This is a genomic window from Arthrobacter sp. NicSoilB4 (assembly GCF_019977335.1).
Lineage (GTDB): Bacteria > Actinomycetota > Actinomycetes > Actinomycetales > Micrococcaceae > Arthrobacter.
Genome location: NZ_AP024653.1, coordinates 206931 through 225583 on the forward strand (window position 1 = coordinate 206931; position 18653 = coordinate 225583).

The following is an 18653-nucleotide window of genomic DNA, read 5'->3' on the forward strand; positions in this document are numbered from 1 at the left end:
AACGACCCGGCAAAAGCTAGGAGCGGGCCGCCGCTGAACTGCGCGGAAGAACGACGTCGTCCGCGGTGCGGGCCGCGGAGGGGAACAGGATGAGGAGGAGGCCAAGGCCTACCGCCGCGCCGACCAGTTGCGCCACAACGAATCCCGGACCGGACGCCGGGGCGATGCCCGCGAAGGTATCACTGAAGATGCGACCCACCGTTACGGCCGGGTTCGCGAACGACGTCGAGGATGTGAACCAGTACGCGGCCCCGATGTAGGCGCCCACCGCGGGCGCGGTGAGGGCGCCGCGGGAGGTGGCGGCCAGGGCGAAGATCAGCAGGATGAGCCCTGCGGTGGCAATGACCTCACCGAACAGGTGGCCCGCGGTTGCGCGCTCTTTCGTGGAGATGGAGGTTCCCACGTCGAACATGGCGTTCGCGACCACGCTGCCGCTCACGGCCCCCAAGGTCTGGGCAGCCACATACGTGCCGAGCTCCGTGAGGGACAGGCCTGTGCCGCTGCGCCGGCCCATGATCCAGTCGGCGAGTGAGACCGCGGGATTGAAGTGCGCGCCGCTCACGGGGCCCAATACAAGAATCAGCACCGTCAGGCCCAGCACCGTGGCAGTGCTGTTCTGGAGCAGCTGCAGGCCTAGGTCATTGGGGGAGAGCTGCTGTGCCGCGATCCCGGAACCGACCACAATGGTCACGAGCAAGCCGGTGCCGAGCAGTTCAGCGACGGCACGACGCCACAGCGGTGGCTGGATGGAAGTCATGGGAACAGCTTGACCGAAAGAATTAACTCAGTCAAAATTGAACCAATGAATATTGAGGCAGCGGACGGTTTTCGGGCGCGGGTAGCCAAACATGCGGCCTTGGCCGATCCTGCGCGGCTGCGCATCGTTGATCTGCTGACCCTGGGAGACTTCTCCCCGACGGAGCTGCAGGCCGGGTTGGGGATGCCGTCAAACCTGCTGTCCCATCATCTGCGCACGCTGGAAGAGGCGGGGCTGGCAACCCGCCACCGCTCCGAGGCTGACCGGCGCCGCAGCTACATCCGGCTGGCTCCCGGCGCCCTGGAGGGCCTGGTGCCCGGGGCCGAACACGAGGCCCGGCGCGTATTGTTCGTCTGCACGCGAAACAGTGCACGGTCCCAGCTTGCCGTCGCACTCTGGCGGCAGGTCAGCGAGATCCCCTCGACTTCCGCGGGCACCCACCCCGCGGACCGCATCGCCGCCGGCGCCATCGACGTCGCCCGCCGCCACGGCGTCGCCCTCGCGGACCTTCCCCCGCGCAGGCTGGATGAAGTGGCGGACGATGAAGACTTCGTTGTAACCGTGTGCGATAACGCCCACGAGGAAATCCCCAAAGTGGGAGGGATTCACTGGTCGATTCCGGATCCGCTCCGGCTAAACACCGAGGACGCCTTCGAGGGCGCCTTCGCCGATATCGCCCGCCGCATCGGCGACCTGGCGCCCCGCCTGCACGCCGCCTAGAACCCAAAAGCCCGCTTATATTGACAAGTGTCGATCTTTCGTTCGATACTACAGACATCGATAGACATCAATGTCCAGTCGGTGGAAGTGGTACGGGGACGAAAATCTCAGAAAAAACCGATCCACCTAACTGATCCAGGAGTAACCCCGTGAGCACCGAAACCGCCAAGAAGCCGTCCGTCCTGTTCGTCTGCGTCCACAACGCCGGCCGCTCCCAGATGGCCGCCGCGTTCCTCACCACGCTGGGCGAGGGCCGCATCGAGGTCCGTTCCGCCGGCTCGCAGCCCGCCGACAAGGTCAACCCGGCCGCCGTCGAGGCCATGGCCGAACTCGGAATCGACATGTCGGCGGAGATCCCCAAGATCCTCACCACCGAGGCCGTCAAGGAATCCGACGTCGTCATCACCATGGGCTGCGGCGATACCTGCCCGATCTTCCCGGGCAAGCGCTACGAGGACTGGGAACTCGAGGACCCGGCCGGCCAGGGCGTCGAGTCCGTCCGCCCCATCCGCGACGACATCAAGGCCCGCATCGAGGACCTGATCGCGTCCCTCACGCCCGCCGCCAGGTAGGAGCCCGGCCATGACTGAACAGCTGATCATCATCGGGTCCGGCCCCGCCGGCTACACTGCCGCGATCTACGCCGCCCGCGCCGGGCTCAAACCGCTCGTCATCGCCGGAGCCGTCACCGCGGGAGGCGCCCTGATGAACACCACCGAAGTGGAAAACTTCCCCGGCTTCCCCGGCGGCATCCAGGGTCCCGAGCTCATGGACGGGCTCCAGCAGCAGGCCGAGAAGTTCGGTGCGCAGGTGGTGTTCGACGACGTCACGGAGGTGACGCTCACCGGTCACCTCAAGCGCGTGGTCACCGGCGCCGGCGAGACCCACCAGGCGCCCGCCGTCATCCTCGCCACCGGCTCCGCCTACAAGGAACTCGGGCTGCCCGAAGAGAAAACGTTCAGCGGCCACGGGCTCTCCTGGTGCGCCACCTGCGACGGGTTCTTCTTCCGCGACCAGGACATCATCGTCGTCGGCGGCGGGGACTCGGCCATGGAGGAGGCAACCTTCCTGACCCGCTTCGGAAAGACCGTCACCGTGGTGGTCCGCAAGGGCGAGCTGCGCGCATCCCGGATCATGGCCCAGCGCGCCAAGGACAACCCCAAGATCAGCTTCGCGTGGAACTCCGCCGTCACGGCTATCCACGGCAACGGCAAAGTCACCGGCGTCACCCTGACCGACACCCGCACCGGCGAAACCAGGGAACACGCCGCCACCGGCATCTTCGTCGCGATCGGCCACGTCCCGCGCACGGAGCTGCTCCACGGCCAGGTGGACCTCGACGCCGAGGGCTACATCAAGGTGGACTCACCCACCACCGTCACCAACCGCTCCGGCGTCTTCGCCTGTGGGGACGCCGTGGACCACCGCTACCGGCAGGCCATCACCGCCGCCGGGACCGGCTGCGCCGCCGCCCTCGACGCCGAACGCTACCTCGCCGCGCTGGACGACGCCGACAGCATCGCCACCGCCCTGGTCGAGGACCCCACCCACGCCTGACCCCCGCGGAAGAGAGGAGGTGAGCTGAATGGATACCCACTGCTGCACCGACGCGATCTGCACCGACACCAGCCAGGACTGTTGCGACGACGACCTGGACTGCTGCTGATCACCTCCTCCGTGCCTGCCGGTCCCACAAGGGCCGGCAGGCACGCCGCAATGAACCGCTACCCCACCGGATGAAACAGAGGAAACCATGGCTGTGACCACCAACCTTCCCGTAGCTGTCATTGGCGCCGGGCCCGTCGGCCTCGCCGCAGCGGCGCACCTGCTCGAGCGCGGGATCGAGCCGCTGATCTTCGAAGCCGGCCCGTCCGCGGGGGCCGCCATCGAGCAGTGGCGCCACATCCGGCTGTTCTCCCCCTGGCGGTACAACCTCGATGCCGCCGCAGTGCGCCTGCTTGAAGCCGACGGCTGGGAATCGCCCAGGCCCACGGCCCTGCCCTACGGCGGGGAACTCATCGACAATTACCTCGCCCCGCTGGCTGCGCTCCCGGCCATCAGCTCGCGGCTGCAGACCGGTGCCAAAGTTATCGCCGTGACCCGAGCCGGCATGGACAAGACCCACACGCGCAACCGCGAGACCACCCCGTTCACCGTCCGGGTAGAGCATGGGGACGAAGAGGTCCGCGACCACGCTGTGGCAGGAGTCCTTGACGCCTCCGGCACCTGGTCCACCCGCAACCCGCTGGGAACCTCGGGGCTTCCGGCCATCGGCGAAGACTCTGCCGCGGACCGGATCTCCGCGCCGCTCCCGGACGTCACCGGCCGTGACCGCACCGCGTTTGCCGGCCGCCGTGTCCTGGTCGTCGGTGCCGGCCACTCCGCCGCCAACACCCTGATCAGCCTCGCCGACCTGGCCAAGCAAGAACCGGGCACCCGGATCCTGTGGGCGGTCCGCGGACCGTCCGCCGAGAAGGTTTACGGTGGCGGCGACGCCGACGGGCTGCCCGCCCGCGGCCAGCTCGGTGCCCGCCTGCGCCGCCTGGTCGACGCCGGGACCATCGAACTGCACACCGGATTCGGCATCGGCTCGCTGAAATCCCTCGCCTCGCACGTGACCGTCGAATCCGTGGACGGCCGGACCCTCGACGCCGACGTCGTCGTTCCGTGCACTGGTTTCCGCCCGGATCTGGATATCCTGCGTGAACTCCGGCTGAACCTGGACCCTGCCGTCGAAGCACCTGTGGAGCTCGGCCCGCTGATCGACCCTGAATTCCATTCCTGCGGCACCGTCCCCCCTCACGGCGCGGCTCTGCTGGCCCAACCGGACAATGACTTTTACATCGTGGGCATGAAGTCCTACGGCCGGGCGCCCACCTTCCTGCTGGCCACCGGCTACGAACAAGTCCGCTCCGTCGCGGCCGCCCTCGCCGGCGACCGCGAGGCCGCGGACACTGTCCAGCTCGAACTGCCGGAGACCGGCGTCTGCTCCTCGGATAGCGGCACCAGCTGCGACGTACCGGCGTCCGCCGCCGCGGCTTCAGCCGCCGAGACCTCCGGGGGCTGCTGCGCCGCTCCCGAACCGGTCCTCGTCGGGTTCCCCACCGGGCTTGCCCACGGCCGGTCCGGCGAAAACTGACCATCCGGGGCAGGGCGACGTGGTTCGCACCTCCGACGTCGTTGTCGACACGGGGTGCGGCGGCCCCGCCCGGTCAGGAAGCCGATTCATTTAGGGAAGACTTAAGCGCATGACTGAAACCACGACAAAGCCCAGCGTCCTGTTCGTCTGCAGCAAGAACGGCGGGAAGTCCCAGCTCGCCGCCGGTCTGATGAGACGGCTCGCAAATGGGACGGTCACGGTGCACTCGGCCGGGACCAAGCCCGGCACGTCGCTGAACCCCCAGTCCGTGGACTCGCTGGCGGAACTCGGCGTCGATATCGCCGGCGAACACCCGAAACCGGTCACGGACGAAGAGCTGAACGCTGCCGACGTCGTGGTAGTCCTGGGCAGCGAGGCAAAAGTCGAACCCCGCGAGGGCAAGCGGGTCGAGGTCTGGGCTACGGACGAGCCCTCTGAACGCGGCATCGAAGGCATGGAACGCATGCGCCTGATGCGGAACGACATCAAGGCTCGCGTCGAGAAGCTGTACGCGGAGCTCGCCGGGAACTGACCGTAGCCTGGGGGCTGCGGTCCGGGGCGCTTTGACACCGACACGCCGCGGACGCCTGACCCGGGGTCCGGAATTGGGTCCAAAGGTGCCCCGGACGGCGGGCGGTGGCCTCCGGCGGCTGCCAATACGCACAGCTTGCCCGGCAACCAGCTGACAGCCGGGCCAAAAAGGGCAGAAAAATGGTGCCGAACCGGATACGCCTCTCGGCGGTAGGCCGCTCTAGGCGGCTAAATGTTGAAGCCCGGGGGTTTCGCGGCTCGGCACCGCTTTTAGTTTTCTACTTGGGTGGGGACAAGTCAACATTGACAGTCCGCACGTGGCATGCCTACCGGGGGTGCGGCGGCGTGCCATAAGGCTCAGTCCAGTTCGCCCAGCCGCCACGCGTTGGCGGCGTGCTCGAGGTCTTCTGCGGTCTTCACCAGGAGGTGCGAATTGCGCGTGAGCTTGCTCGCGTGGCTTTCGTTGCCGTGCTCGGCTCCGTCCGCGAGGGTGGCCTGGCCCAGCGCCACCACGCGGCAGAACGCGGCGGAACGTTCCAGCGCGACGTCGAACTCGCCGTCGAACGCGCCCGAGAGGATGGCGTCCGCCATCGATTTCATCTCGTCCGCTCCGGGAGGCTCGGCGGCGCCGGCCACCACGTGCGAGACCTGGGCGGTGTCCTTGCCGGCCCTGAAGTACACGGAGATCCGCTCGGGATCCTGGATCGTAGCGGCCCGGAGGGCATACAGGCGCCAGAGGGCTCCCGGGAGCGAGCGTGCCGGGCTTTCTGCCCACATTTCGGCGATGGCCTCCAGTCCTTGTTCATCGGCGAGCTTCACGAGCCGTTTGGTGACGACCGGGTCATCGCTGTCGCGTCCGCGGCGCACGAGTGCCTGTGCGGCGAGGTGGGCGGCCTCGGAGATGCGGGCAGGATCGGCTCCGCCCGCGAAGGGCTCAAAGTCGATGGGGGCGAAGGCCTTCGGCTTGTGGTGCCGGTGCGGTCCGGGGGCGCTGGATCCTGCTTGCTCGCTCATGCCACCACGCTACTCCAGTGCTGTCGGGGAATCGAGCGTGCGGCCCGCAGGGGCGGACCCCGGCCTGGCCGTCGCGTGACCGGCACACCGGGGCCCGTCCGACGCACGACGGCGGCGTCCCCGCCGGTGCGAAAAACCGGGCGCGGTCTGGGGTACAGTATTAACGTCCAGAAATGGACTGGGCTGATCGGCCTTGAAGCAGCGGATTCATCCGCCGTTTCGGGGCATTCGGCTGGGGCCTTTAGCTCAGTTGGTAGAGCATCGGACTTTTAATCCGTGGGTCGTGGGTTCGATCCCCACAGGGCCCACTCTTTTAGCGAAGAGTGGGAAAACCCCGGCATCCTGGCGACAGGGTGCCGGGGTTTTTTGTGTGCGTTTCTTAACGGTTCTCGAGTATGGACTGGGCGTTCCGTGCGGACATCTTGGAGACATTGCACCGGGTGGCCTCCAGACCGGGAGCCTGGGCGGACTCAAGTGCGCGCGATACTTCGTCCAGCCGGTCTAACGGCGAAGACCCGTCGCCCTGCTTTGAACCTTCCTTCAGGGTGCCGGGCCCTCATGCTAGCTTTGCCCCAACAGTGCGCGAGCACAGTACCTATCAGGGGGACAGCATGGTCAATGTGACAGTGGACCCGGACATCTTTGACGCCCAGGGAGAGGCTTACCCGGACCCGGAGGAAGGCTGGAACGGGCCGTCCCCCGTCTTCCTCGTCCAGTCCGACCAGACGGAACAAGCCGCCCAGGCACTCCACAGAGCGATAATCCGGTGCAAGTTCGTTGGCACCAGCGGCCGAGAACTAACACTGGAGGAGGACTCCGCGGGAGAGGAGTACACCGCCAACTGGTATTCGCCCGTCTACCTTACCGACGCGGGCCCCATGGCCTGCCTGGACACACAAGGTGAATTGCCGCGAGCCATGGCGGAGGCCATGGTCCGCATCCTTGTGGAGGAAGTGACCGCCCAGGGAATTGACGCCTACCTGACAACGCCGCCTTTAAGCACTGATGAGGACACGCAGCAGTGGCAATGGCCGATCTGGGAGCCGGACGAGGGGGTAAAGGGCGTCTGAATCGCTGCACCCTAACGGGGGGGAACCCCTTTGATCTCGACGTTGGCAGCGATGGCCCGAGCGCGACGCCGGGGTTATTATGCCGTCATGGACGCCCGGCTTTTCGCCTACCTCAGTTACCGTGACGCGCCGGCGGCACTGTCATGGATGGAGCACGTCGGGTTTTCCTTGGTCCGCCGCCAGGATTCCGGTCCCGGCGCAGTCGCACACGCCGAGGTCCGCATGGGTGATGCCGTCATCATGGTCTCGAGCGCCGATGCGGACTACCAGCGGCCCGCACTGACCGGCAGATCCACGGGCAGCGGGCTCTATCTCCTGGTCGATGACGTTGATGACTTCTACCGGAAAGCCTTGTCGGGCGGGGGGAGTGCCGTGATCCCGCCGGAAGAGACGGAATGGGGCACGCGCAGGGCAAGGGTGCTTGACCCCGAAGGGCAGGAGTGGAGCGCCGGGACGTACGAGCCCGGTGCCAGCTGGTAGGGGCCGGGGCTCAGCTCACCGCGGGCATCTCCGCTGTACCAGGACCTGGCAGTACCCCGCTGCCCTCGGGATAGCACGATGGGCTAGTAATCAGTTGGGCTAGGATTGCCGGATGAACGCGAACAGCCCCTCCGGTTCCGGGTATTGGTATGGACCCGACGACGGTCTCGACCCGCCCGGCGCCGTCCTCCAGGCCCTTCGTGAGTACCGCAACGTCGAAGTCGCCAGGCGGCGATCCACCAGGGATTCCATGGGGATGGGCGAGACGGACCTTCTGGCACTGAGGTACCTGTTGCGCGCCCAGGCCGCGGGCGAGCAGGCGGGGCCCAAGGACCTCAGCCGCGTCCTGGGAATCACCACGGCTTCCACCACCTCGTTGATCGACCGGCTCGTCAGCAGTGGACATGTCCGCCGCGAGCCGCACCCCACGGACCGGCGCTCGCTCGTGATCGTCCCCACGGCGGCAACGGATTCCGAGGTCCGCGCCACACTGGGGGAGATGCACCGCAGGATGATGGCCGTCGCGGAAGGCCTTAGCGACGAGGAGGCGAGGACTGTGGTCCGGTTCCTGCGTCGCATGAGCGAAGCCATTGCCGAGCCAGTGAGCCACGGCGTCCGTTGATCGGCATGGCAACTAGCTAGCCTGACTAGTTATATGTATGCTTACCAACTATGTCTGATATCTGTTTTTCCGGCGGCGCCGTGGCTGAAGCAGTACCCGCCGCCATGCTTCCCGCGCAGGCTCTGGACGCACCGAGGCACTGCGGGATGCCGATGGAGTGGAAGGCCCCGGCCCAGGCCACCAGGTCCGTGTACTCCTTCGCGCCGGCCGATGCTGCGGCAGAGCTGCCGCCGCTCTGGCGCTGCGGCTGCGGCTTCCAGCTGGACGGCATCGTGCACACGCCCGGCGTCCTGTCCGGGCTCAGCCGTTGACCCCGCCCTCCACGCAAGCCCTGGCTGAACGCCCCGCCGCCGCTGCGGTCCCCGCTGCCGGACTCGGCGCCAACGTGCTGGCGCTTCCGGACGCTCCGGAAGGGCGCTTCCTCGTCCACGAGCTTTTGGGCCGGGGTGCCACCGCGACGGTGTTCCGCGGGACGGACCTGCAGGACGGGCGGCCGGTCGCCATCAAGGTCGCCGAGGGCCCCGACCCGCGGCAGACGGAACGGATCCACGCCGAGGCGCGTGTCCTGGCCTCGCTGGACCATCCCGCGATCGTCACGTTCGTCGCCGAGGGCGTCGTCCCGGCGGGTGACCAGTGGGCGGGCCGCCCGTTCCTCGTCGAGGAGTATGTCTACGGCGGAAGCCTCGCCGAGCGGATCCGCAGCGGCGCTGCCGCCGCCGGCGACGTGGCCCGCTGGGCCGAGTCGGCGCTGTCCGGGCTGGCGCACGTCCACGCCCGCGGGCTGGTCCACCGGGACATCAAGCCCGCCAACATCCTGGTCAGTGAACTGCGGCGTTCCGCGGTCCGGATCGCCGATTTCGGCATCGCCACCCCCGCCGGAGCCGAACTGGAACCTGGCGATTCGTCCGGCACCGTGCACTACATGAGCCCCGAGCAGGCAGCCGGCCGGCATCCCGGTGCGCCCGGCGACATCTACTCCCTGGGGCTGGTGCTGCTGGAGTGCCTCACCGGGGCCAAGGCGTTCCCCGGCACTCCGATTGAATCCCTGGTGGCCCGGACCCTTCGCGATCCCGGCATCCCGGCCGGACTCGGCGCGCCCTGGGTGTCGCTGCTGGCCGCCATGACCGCCATGGACCCCGCGGCACGGCCTTCGGCTGCCGCGGCCGCACGGCTCGCCGCAAAGCTTCCGCGCGCATCCTGAGCCCTGCCTGCAGCTCAGCGACAAGGCGGCTCAACCTCCGGGCAGCTCAGCCCGCCGGGGCGCCCGCGGCGGTGAACCCGATGACCGCCCGGTTGCGGCCTCCCGCTTTGGCCTCATACAGGGCGCGGTCGGCTTCCCGGAGCAGGCGCTGCAGCCCGGCGTTCCGGTCGCGTGAGTCCACCACGCCAAAGCTCGCCGTTGGCGGTTCCACGCCGTCGGGCAGGGAACTGCGTTCGGCCATCGAGGCGTTGATCCGGTGGGCGATCCGGACGCCCTCTTCGGCGTCGACGCCGTCGAGCAGCAGTGCGAACTCCTCGCCGCCGTAGCGGCCCACCAGGTCGACGTCGCGCACCGCCGAGCGGCAGGCGTCGGCGAAAGCCCGGATGACGCCGTCGCCCGCGTCATGCCCGAAACGGTCATTGATTGCCTTGAACCGGTCCAGGTCGGCCATCACAATCGCCGTGTCGACGCCGGCGGCGAGGTTGGCACGGAGCCTGCGGTGGGCCTGGTGCATGAATTCCCCGCGGTTCAGCAGCCCGGTCAGCCCGTCCCGGGAGGCCAGCTCCTTCAGGTCCTCGGTCCGGCGGGCGTAGTTCAGCGAAGTGATGCTGGAGGAAACAACCACCAGCAGGACCATCGCCATCAGCAGGGTCACGCCGGTGCCGAACAGCACCTGGAATAGCGGATCCGCCGGGCCCAGCACGGCAAGGCCCACCGTCCGGCTCAGGTAATAGGCGGCGCAGCCGGCCGTCGCGACGGCGAGGGACCGGACCAGGTGCCAGGATTCAGCCCGTTCGCGCCACAATTCCACGGACGCCAGGCCGATCGCCGTCCCCATCAGGGCCAACAGGACGATGCTGCCGAGCCGGGCATGGTCTGAGTAGCGGACGGCGACGTCGACGAGGACGGCAGCCGTCGCCGGAATCCCCAGCAGCCAGGGCCGGATCCTTCGGCCTGCCAGCGAGCGGGTGCCGGCCCAGACGCAACCGGAGCCCAGCACCATCACACCGTTGCCCGCGCTGGGGGACCAGGCCACCCCCTGGACCTCGCCCATGAAGTAGAACGCGGCGGCCAGGAAGAACGAGGCGACAGCGCCGCACCACCACCCCGCGAAGGGGGCCCGGCTCTTGCGGTACGTGTCGAAGTAGAACAGGACCAGCATCGTCAGCGTCATCACGGCGAAGACCACCATGAGCGTAGACCGGTCGAGCAGCACCATATTTCTGACGATTCCCAGCTGCCGGGCTGGCCATCCCCATGGACCGCCGGCGTAGTTCCCCACCGGATCAGGCCCCGGCCGGGACAAGTCTCTCAGAACGTTGCCCTCAGCCAAAGCTCTGGGCCCCCGTGGCGGCCCGGGGGTCCCACTGCGCCGGCCAGGGGTGCAAGATGGTGCCATGGATGCCGTGGACGCGCTCAATGAGATTGCCTTCTGGCTCGAACGCGAGCTCGCACCGGCGTTCAAGATCCAGGCGTTCCGCAAAGCCGCCGGGACCATCGCCGGCCTCGGGCCGGAGGAACTGGCCGCCCGGGCCCGTGACGGCAGGCTGAAGCGGACCAAAGGGATCGGCGACCGGACCTTCCAGGTCATCAGCCAGGCGCTCGACGGCGACGTTCCGGAGTATCTGGCCGGGCTGAGGAGCCGGGGGGCCCAGCCTCTGGTGCCGGGCGGCCACGAGCTGCTGGCCGCGCTGCGCAGTGACCTGCACAGCCACAGCGACTGGTCGGACGGCGGATCCCCGATCGAGGCCATGGTGGGCGCCGCCAGGCTGCTTGGCCGCGAGTACCTCGCGCTGACGGATCATTCCCCCAACCTCAAGGTCGCCAACGGGTTGAGCGCCGGGCGGCTCGCCGAACAGCTCGCCATTGTCGATGAGATCAATGCGGACGACGGCGGCTTCCGCCTCTTGCGGGGCATCGAGGTCGACATCCTCGAGGACGGCACCCTGGACCAGACTCCGGAGATGCTGGACCGGCTGGATGTCGTGGTCGCCAGCGTGCATTCGAAGCTTCGCTCCGACAAGCGCACCATGACGCGCCGGATGCTCGGCGCCATCGCCGACCCGCACACCAACGTGCTCGGCCACTGCACCGGCCGCCTGGTGCAAGGCGGCCGGGGCACCCGCCCGGCGTCGGAGTTCGACGCCGAAGCGGTGTTCGCGGCCTGTGCGGAGCACAACGTCGCCGTTGAAATCAATGCACGGCCCGAACGTCAGGACCCGCCGGGCGCCCTCATCGAGGTGGCCCTCGACGCAGGCTGCCTGTTCAGCATCGACAGCGATGCCCACGCCCCGGGCCAGCTCGATTTCCTGCAGTATGGTGCCGAACGGGCCGAACGCAACCATGTGCCGGCGGAGCGGATCGTCACCACGTGGCCCCTGGACCGCCTGCTGGAGTGGGCAGGTTCGAGGCGCTGACAGCCGTGGCGATCCCGCCGCGGGACATGCCCTCCTGCCGCTTCGAGGGCTGGACATAGTGGTGTTATGTCCAGTCCTGGGTGCGGGGGATGGGCATGTCCCGCGGTCAGGGGTGAATCAGCCGGCGGTGATGAGGTGGCTGAAGTGGTCGTACCGGAAGGTGATCTGCCCCCCGTCGTGCGTGATGCTGACGTTGCCGCCGCCGGGAGCGCCCCCGGCCCCGTAGTTCTCCGTCCAGGAGCGGTTGAGGGCCGCCTTGAACCCGTAGCTGCCGGCGGGCAGGGTGGTGGTCAGCTTCCAGACCAGGTCTTTGGTGTCCAGGGTCAGCTGGGCCAAGTCGCAGTCCGGCATCCAGTCGCCCGCGCAGCCAAGTTCCGAGTTCATGTCCCCGGCAGCCGCGACGGCCCCCGGCTGCTGAGAGGCATACACGGCGCTCAGCAGGTGCGTGCTGTTGTCATAGCGGAAAGTCACCGGGCCGCCGGGGTGGTCCAGCACGATGTTGTTGCCGTTGAGCGCTCCACCCGCACCGTAGTTCTCGTCCCACGATCCGTTGAGGGCGGCCTTGAATTCGTACCTGCCCGCGTCCAGGTCCGCCGTGAACCGCCAGATCTTGTCTGCCGGATCCAGCGTCATGAAGGCGGCCCGGCAGTCCGGCTGCCAGTCACCCTGGCAGCCTATTTCCGAGTTGAGGCTCCCGGCGACAGTGACCGATGCAGGCTGGGGAAGCTCCCCGGCGACGACAGTGCGGGTCCCGCTGGCCACCGCGCCCACGCCTGGCACGTCCATCAGGGCCCGGTAGCGGAGCTGGGTGCCGTCCGGCAGTGCCAGGGTGCCCAGGTCGTCGACGGCGGTGTAGGCGGGGGAGGAGCTGTCCTGGCCGATTTCCGACCAGTCACCGCCGCTGATGCTGCGCTCGAACCGGATCGTGTAGTCGGCTTTTTCCGGGCTGGCGACCGCACTGACTTCGACCTTGCCCTTTACGCTGCTGCCTTCCTTGGGGGACACCAGGCTCAAAACCGGCGCCGGGACGGTGCCGTTGCGGGGTTGGCTCACGGAGGAGTGCCCGCCGTTGTCCAGCACCATGGCACGGTACTCCACCGCCGCGCCGGCCTTCAGCGCGGAGACGTCGTGGAAGACCTGGTACGGCGCCGTGTCATCAGTGCCGATGGAGGTCCATTTGCCGCCGCCGGTGCGTGCCTCGAAGGTGACCTCGTAGAAGGAGCTGCCGTCGACGTCGGCCGCCACCCGGACGCGGCTGTTGTCCGCGGCTGAGGTTGCCGGTTCCTGCAGCGTCACGGCGGGGGCCGCCTTGGACTGCGGGATGCGGCCGGCGGACTCGTAGACGACGGCGGACAGTGGCGGCACCGTGACCGTCAGCTTCCCGTCCGCCGAGGTCTTGACCTCGGCGCTCGCGTCCCCGTAGATCCGGCTGAACGTGCGCTTGCCCACATAAGTCGGCACGGCGGCGGTCTGTGGCTGTTCGCTGTTGTTGATGGAAACCACGTACTCGCGCTGGGCCGTGGCGTCGGTCCGGGAGAAGGCGTAGATGCCCGGCCCCTCGGAGGCATAGCGGTTCTGGTGCGCACCGTTCCGCAGCGCCGGGTGCTCCGTCGTCAGGGCAGCGAGTCCGCTGATCCCGCGATAGAGCGGGTGGGCCGGGTTGAAGTTGTCGCCCGCGTGGGTGGTGTCGGTGCCGAGCAGGTCATCGTCCAGGTAGTCCGGGACCTTGCTGGCAAACAGCGTCTGGCGGGCGTCCTGGTCCCCGCCGGGGCCGGTGAAGCCTTGTTCGTCGCCGTAGTAGACCACCGGGTTGCCGCGGGAGAAGTACATCAGCTCGTGCGCGAGCCGGTCCCGGGCCACACGTTCGGCGTCGTCCGCGTCCGGGTTGTCCGCGGTGATGAAGCTGCCGATCCGGCCCATGTCGTGGTTGCCCAGGAAGGTGGGCAGCTCGTAGACGTTGGAGTCCGCGTCGGTGTACCAGTCGTCGCCGCCGAAGAAGGACTCGAGGCCCTTCGCGGCCTGGCCGCGCGAGGCGAAGTTGCGGGCGGCGTCCTGGAACGGGAAGTCGAGCACGGCCTGCATCTTGTTGCGGGTGGTGAACTGCGACGTGAAGCTCTTGGAGGTGTCGAAGACCTCGCCGAACATAAAGAACTCGTCCTTGCCGTGCGCTTTGGCGTAGTCGAGGACCCGCGGGCCGAACTGCTGCCAGAACTCGTCGTTGACGTGCTTCATGGTGTCGATCCGGAAGCCGTCCACACCAAAGCCGCCGATCCACTGCGTGTAGACGTCGATCATTCCGTTGACCACGGTGGGGTGTTCGGTGAACAGGTCGTCGAGGCCGAAGAAGTCGCCGTAGAAGGAGTTTTCACCTTCAAAGGTGGTGTCGCCGCGGTTGTGATACAGCGTGGGGTCGTTGAGCCATGCGGGGACTTTGAGGTCCGTCTCCCCGGCGTCCAATTCCGGGGTGTAGGGGAAGGACTTCGCCGCGTCCAGGGCAGGGAAGCTGCCCGTTCCGGCGTAGTCGCGGTCATCGAACGGGACCCCGGCGGCGGTCAGGTAGGGCGCGGCGTCCTTGGACTTGTAGGCGGCGCGGTCGCCGTCCTTCCCGTAGCCGATCACGTCGGCGGTGTGGTTGGTGATGATGTCGAAGTAGACCTTCATGCCGCGGGCGTGGGCCTCGTCGATGAGCGATTTGAGCTCAGCGTTGGTGCCCAGATGCGGATCGATCTGGGTGAAGTCGGTGACCCAGTAGCCGTGGTAGCCGGCTGACTTGTCCTCCGGCTGGACCGCCTTGTTCTTGAAGCTCGGGGTCAGCCAGATCGAGGTGGTGCCCAGGCCCTGGATGTAGTCGATCTTGTCCCGCAGGCCTTTGAGGTCCCCGCCGTTGTAGAAGCCCTTTTTGGTCGGGTCGAAGCCGGACACCATCGGATCCGGGCCAAGGCCGCCGTCGTCGTTCGCGGTGCTGCCGTTGTTGAAGCGGTCCGCCATCACGAAATAGAACCGTTCGTCGGTCACCGGGCCCCGGAGCGAGTGGACGGCCGACGGATCGTCCGGGGCCGGGGCGGCCTGCGCGGCCGTAATCGGGATCACGACGGCGGCTGCCGCGGTAACGATCGCCGCCGCCACCGCGGTTCCGGTGCGGAGGAGTGCGGCACGCGACTGTCGGTGGCTGGGCGCAGGCTTTTTGCCCGCACTGGTACTGCGGATTAACACGATGGGAACCTTCCGGTAAGCGACGTTGCCTCGACGAAGGGGTGGATGCGGGAGACCGGCTACTGAGAGCCAAGTCACAACTGTAAGCGCTTGCGCGGGAGTTTTTCCAGCGAATGGTCAGGTAATCTTCAGGTCTATTTGTCGGGTCCGCGCCAGGTAGCGGCACGCCAGCGGGACATGCGCTCCGTCCGCTCCGACGGTTGGACATAGTGGGGTTATGTCCAGTCATGGGTGCTGGGGATGGGCATGTCCTCCGGTCAGACAGTGCCGGCCCGTCCATCTGCAGGCCCCTGCGCGGGACATGCGCTCCTGCCGCTCCGACGGTTGGACATAGTGGGGTTATGTCCAGTCGTGGCTGCTGGGGATGGGCATGTCCCGCGGTCACGGGTTCCCGGCATGTCCATCCGCCGGCACTCCCGAAGGACATGCTCTCCTGCCGCTTCGAGGGTTGGACATGGTGGTGTTATGTCCAGTCCTGGCTGCTGGGGATGGGCATGTCCTGTGGTGCCGTCCTGCCATTTCGGTAGCATGAGATTTCCGGCACCATGAACGGAAGGGGACTCTGGCATGACGGCCCTTCCCGCGCCCAGGCCTACGGTCATCATGCGGGGCACTATCGTCAAGCGGGGCACTATCGTCAAGCGGCTCAGGGCGGCCGGCTGCGTCTTCGCCGAGGAGGAAGCCGGGCTGCTGGCCGAGGCCGCCACGACGCCGGATCACCTCGACGCGCTCGTGGAGCAGCGGGTCTCCGGCCTGCCCCTTGAGCACGTCCTGGGCTGGGCGGAGTTTTGCGGACTGCGGATCGGAGTGGACACCGGAGTCTTTGTGCCCCGCCGCCGCACCGAGTTCCTGGTCCGGGAGGCAGCGCGGCTCCTGGGCGAATCCGGCAGCTCCGGACGGGCGCCGGTCGTCGTCGACCTGTGCTGCGGCTCCGGGGCGGTGGGGACTGCGCTCGCGGCGCTGGCCGGTCCCGTGGAGCTTCACGCCTCCGACGTCGACCGGGCCGCGGTGAAGTGCGCGGTCCGCAACATCGTACCGCTGGGCGGTGAGGTCCACGAAGGGGACCTGTATGCGCCGCTCCCGGAGCGGCTGCGCGGCCTGGTGGATGTCCTCGCCGTCAACGCCCCGTACGTCCCTTCCGGCGAAATCGGCACCATGCCGCAGGAAGCCCGCCTCCACGAGCCACGGGTTTCCCTCGATGGCGGTGAAGACGGGCTTCGGGTGCAACGGCTGGTGGCGGCCGGGGCGCTTCAGTGGCTGGCCCCGGGCGGCCACCTGCTGATCGAGACGAGCCGGCGGCAGGCTGCGCAGACCGCGGATCTTTTCGTCCGCAGCGGACTGACGGCCCGGGTGGCCAGCTCCGCGGAGCTGGACGCCACGATCGTCATCGGAACGCCTGTGCCTGCTGTGCCCTCTTAGCTGGTTGGGCTAGGACGCCTTATCGGGATCGACGTTGGTCGCGGCTCCGGCCCGGGTGGCCCCGCCTTCGTCGGACCAGTCCTGACCATGCCGGTCGGACAGTGCCGGGTCCGAATCGACGTCGGATGTCCGCGCTGTGGCAGCGGACGTCCCGAGGTTGACGGTCTCCGGATGGGTGCTGTGCGCCGGGATGTCCGCGCCCTCGCCTGCCGGCGTTGCACCGGTGGAACCCTTCGTGGACGCATCACGATGGACGGCGGAACTAATGACCGTCCCGGCCCGCCGGGCGGCTTCGCCGAGCTTTTCGGACACCTCGGGGGCCTTTTCCTTCACCGCATCAGTTGCCGCGGCCACCTTGTCCTGGACCGGCTGGCTTTCCCAGAGGGCCGACGCCCGTGCCTTAAGTTTCTCGTAAGCGGCCCGTCCGGACCGCGACCCGAGAACGTAGCCTGCTGCGATTCCTGCTCCGAAAAGAAGTTTGCCTTTCATGCTGTACTCCTGTTCCTCGATGGTGCTGGGTAGAAAGCTGGTGGGCCGTGTGCCAAAAAACCGGCCCCGGGAAAAATCCCGGGACCGGTTTTCCGGTCGCGTTGGCTTTAGCGGGCCGAACGCTTGGTGATCATGCCGTAAACGAGCAGGACGATGATCGCACCGCCGATGGCCAGGAGCCAGGTCGACAGCGAGAAGAACTCGTTGATGCCCGTGCCGAACAGCAGTCCGCCAATCCAGCCGCCAAGGATGGCGCCGACCACGCCGAGCAGCAGCGTGATGAGAATGCCACCGCCCTGCTTGCCCGGGAGGATTGCCTTAGCGATTGCGCCGGCGATGAGGCCCAGAATCAGAAATGCGAAAAAACCCATTTTTATCGTTCCTTCTTCTTCATTGAGGAGGCACCCGGGTTGCCGGGTGCGCTACATCCTTCTTCCCCCAATACTAATCATGCTTAGTATCAAAGAGCCATTCGGGAGGGTGGGAAGTCTCCTCGCCGCGGCTGCCGGCGGGATTTTCCTCCCCGTTTGTGGCTGCTTAATGAACCCCTCCCTCCGTGGCTGGCCGCCCGCACAGCGCGATAATTTCACGGGTCACCATGCGTAATCCTCCGGCGCCGTCCGGTATCCGGGGAAAATGTCATCGAGCCGCTGCAGGGCGTCGGGCTCGAGCGCCAGGTCCAGGGCGCGGAGGGCCGAATCGAGCTGATCCTGCGTGCGCGGGCCCACCACCGGCGCGGTCACGGCCGGCTGGTGCAGCAGCCACGCCAGGGCGACGTCCCCCGGTTCGCGCGCCAGGTCCTGGGTGAAATCCTCGAACTGGCGGATCTGGTCCTGGTGCTTCTTGAGGGTTTCGAGGGAACGGCCATCGGCACGGCGCACGCCGTCGTGCCCTGGCTTCAGCACGCCGCCCAGGAGTCCGCCCTGAAGCGGCGACCAGGGGAGCAGTCCGAGCCCGTAATGCTGTGCAGCCGGAATGACCTCCAGTTCGACGTTCCGGGTCAGCAGGTTGTAGATGGACTGCTCGCTGACCAGGCCGAAGCTGTGGCGGCGCGAGGCGGCCTCCTGTGCCTGCGCGAGCTGCCAGCCGGCGAAATTGCTGCTGCCCGAGTAGAGAATCTTTCCCTGTTGGACCGCGACTTCCACAGCCTGCCAGATTTCGTCCCACGGGGTATTCCGGTCCACGTGGTGGAACTGGTAGAGGTCGATGTAGTCCGTCTGCAGCCGCTTCAGGCTCGCATCGAGGGCGCGCCTGATGTTCAGCGCCGATAGCCGGGACTCGTTGGGAAGGTCCGTCATGGTGCCGTAGAGCTTGGTCGCCAGAACGGTCCGCTCCCGGCGCTGGCCGCCGGTGGCGAACCAGTGCCCAAGGATTTCCTCGGTACGGCCCCGGTGCCCCGTGCCACCGTAGACGTTCGCGGTGTCGAAGAAGTTGATGCCCGCGCCCAGCGCCGAGTCCATGATGGAGTGGGCATCCGCCTCCGCGGTCTTTGGGCCGAAGTTCATGGTTCCGAGGCAGAGCCGGGAGACTTTCAGGCCGGAGCGGCCCAGTTGCGTGTACTGCACGCGGTGGTCCTTCTCA

General features: G+C 67.6%; 19 protein-coding genes and 1 tRNA gene. 13 read left to right on the plus strand and 7 right to left on the minus strand.

The genetic code is table 11. The features are described from left to right. Positions 1-16: 16 nt before the first annotated feature. Entirely contained in the window at positions 17-757 is a 741-nt protein-coding gene (locus tag LDO13_RS00995) for an MIP/aquaporin family protein (RefSeq protein ID WP_224048240.1), read from the minus strand. Positions 758-802: 45 nt separating this feature from the next. On the opposite strand from LDO13_RS00995, the gene LDO13_RS01000 reads away from it, so the two are divergent. From LDO13_RS01000 to LDO13_RS01020, 5 genes are all read left to right on the plus strand, one after another. Then, entirely contained in the window at positions 803-1477 is a 675-nt protein-coding gene (locus LDO13_RS01000; RefSeq protein WP_224048241.1) for a helix-turn-helix domain-containing protein, read from the plus strand. A gap of 149 nt (positions 1478-1626) precedes the next feature. Further along, entirely contained in the window at positions 1627-2049 is a 423-nt protein-coding gene (locus LDO13_RS01005) for an arsenate reductase ArsC (RefSeq protein WP_224048242.1), read from the plus strand. A gap of 10 nt (positions 2050-2059) precedes the next feature. Next, a complete protein-coding gene (gene trxB, locus LDO13_RS01010; RefSeq protein ID WP_224048243.1) occupies positions 2060-3034 on the plus strand; it encodes a thioredoxin-disulfide reductase in 975 nt (324 codons plus the stop codon). Between the two features lie 196 nt (positions 3035-3230). Further along, a complete protein-coding gene (locus LDO13_RS01015; protein ID WP_224048244.1) occupies positions 3231-4616 on the plus strand; it encodes an FAD-dependent oxidoreductase in 1386 nt (461 codons plus the stop codon). 109 nt (positions 4617-4725) lie between these two features. Further along, on the plus strand, positions 4726-5148 hold the full coding sequence (locus LDO13_RS01020) for a low molecular weight phosphatase family protein (protein WP_224048245.1): 423 nt from the start codon (positions 4726-4728) through the stop codon (positions 5146-5148). Positions 5149-5504: 356 nt separating this feature from the next. On the opposite strand, the gene LDO13_RS01025 is transcribed toward LDO13_RS01020, so the two are convergent. Further along, positions 5505-6161 carry a hypothetical protein gene (locus LDO13_RS01025; RefSeq protein ID WP_224048246.1) on the minus strand — a complete coding sequence of 219 codons (657 nt, stop codon included), beginning with the start codon at positions 6159-6161 and terminating at the stop codon, positions 5505-5507. Between the two features lie 235 nt (positions 6162-6396). Here LDO13_RS01025 and LDO13_RS01030 point away from each other — a divergent pair. From LDO13_RS01030 to LDO13_RS01055, 6 genes are all read left to right on the plus strand, one after another. Continuing rightward, positions 6397-6469: transfer RNA gene (locus tag LDO13_RS01030), tRNA-Lys, on the plus strand. Between the two features lie 303 nt (positions 6470-6772). Next, positions 6773-7231, plus strand: a complete 459-nt coding sequence (locus LDO13_RS01035; protein ID WP_224048247.1) for a hypothetical protein — start codon at positions 6773-6775, stop codon at positions 7229-7231. 87 nt (positions 7232-7318) lie between these two features. After that, a complete protein-coding gene (locus LDO13_RS01040; RefSeq protein WP_224048248.1) occupies positions 7319-7711 on the plus strand; it encodes a VOC family protein in 393 nt (130 codons plus the stop codon). 112 nt (positions 7712-7823) lie between these two features. Next, complete coding sequence (locus LDO13_RS01045; protein ID WP_224048249.1) at positions 7824-8333, plus strand: MarR family transcriptional regulator; 510 nt, start codon at positions 7824-7826, stop codon at positions 8331-8333. 50 nt (positions 8334-8383) lie between these two features. Continuing rightward, positions 8384-8644 carry a hypothetical protein gene (locus tag LDO13_RS01050; RefSeq protein ID WP_224048250.1) on the plus strand — a complete coding sequence of 87 codons (261 nt, stop codon included), beginning with the start codon at positions 8384-8386 and terminating at the stop codon, positions 8642-8644. Further along, the gene (locus tag LDO13_RS01055) at positions 8641-9534 is read left to right on the plus strand and encodes a serine/threonine-protein kinase (protein WP_224048251.1); all 894 of its coding nucleotides are present in this window, start codon (positions 8641-8643) and stop codon (positions 9532-9534) included. The genes LDO13_RS01050 and LDO13_RS01055 overlap by 4 nt, the downstream gene beginning before the upstream one ends. A 46-nt stretch (positions 9535-9580) precedes the next feature. On the opposite strand, the gene LDO13_RS01060 is transcribed toward LDO13_RS01055, so the two are convergent. Further along, complete coding sequence (locus LDO13_RS01060) at positions 9581-10753, minus strand: GGDEF domain-containing protein (protein ID WP_224048252.1); 1173 nt, start codon at positions 10751-10753, stop codon at positions 9581-9583. Between the two features lie 178 nt (positions 10754-10931). Here LDO13_RS01060 and LDO13_RS01065 point away from each other — a divergent pair, with 178 nt between their 5' ends. Next, the gene (locus LDO13_RS01065) at positions 10932-11951 is read left to right on the plus strand and encodes a PHP domain-containing protein (RefSeq protein WP_224048253.1); all 1020 of its coding nucleotides are present in this window, start codon (positions 10932-10934) and stop codon (positions 11949-11951) included. Positions 11952-12068: 117 nt separating this feature from the next. Here the strand turns inward: LDO13_RS01065 and LDO13_RS01070 are convergent, their stop codons facing one another. Beyond that, positions 12069-15077 (minus strand): alpha-amylase family glycosyl hydrolase, encoded by a 3009-nt coding sequence (locus LDO13_RS01070; RefSeq protein ID WP_224049853.1) that lies wholly within the window; start codon positions 15075-15077, stop codon positions 12069-12071. A 690-nt stretch (positions 15078-15767) separates the two neighbouring features. On the opposite strand from LDO13_RS01070, the gene LDO13_RS01075 reads away from it, so the two are divergent. After that, the gene (locus LDO13_RS01075; RefSeq protein WP_224049854.1) at positions 15768-16583 is read left to right on the plus strand and encodes a putative protein N(5)-glutamine methyltransferase; all 816 of its coding nucleotides are present in this window, start codon (positions 15768-15770) and stop codon (positions 16581-16583) included. Between the two features lie 9 nt (positions 16584-16592). Here LDO13_RS01075 and LDO13_RS01080 read toward each other — a convergent pair whose 3' ends face one another. The 3 genes from LDO13_RS01080 to LDO13_RS01090 all read right to left on the minus strand — a co-directional run bounded on the left by LDO13_RS01080 (position 16593) and on the right by LDO13_RS01090 (position 18637). Beyond that, positions 16593-17072, minus strand: a complete 480-nt coding sequence (locus LDO13_RS01080) for a YtxH domain-containing protein (protein WP_224048254.1) — start codon at positions 17070-17072, stop codon at positions 16593-16595. A 107-nt stretch (positions 17073-17179) separates the two neighbouring features. After that, entirely contained in the window at positions 17180-17443 is a 264-nt protein-coding gene (locus LDO13_RS01085; RefSeq protein ID WP_066432543.1) for a GlsB/YeaQ/YmgE family stress response membrane protein, read from the minus strand. 222 nt (positions 17444-17665) lie between these two features. Next, the gene (locus LDO13_RS01090; protein ID WP_224048255.1) at positions 17666-18637 is read right to left on the minus strand and encodes an aldo/keto reductase; all 972 of its coding nucleotides are present in this window, start codon (positions 18635-18637) and stop codon (positions 17666-17668) included. Positions 18638-18653 lie beyond the last annotated feature (16 nt).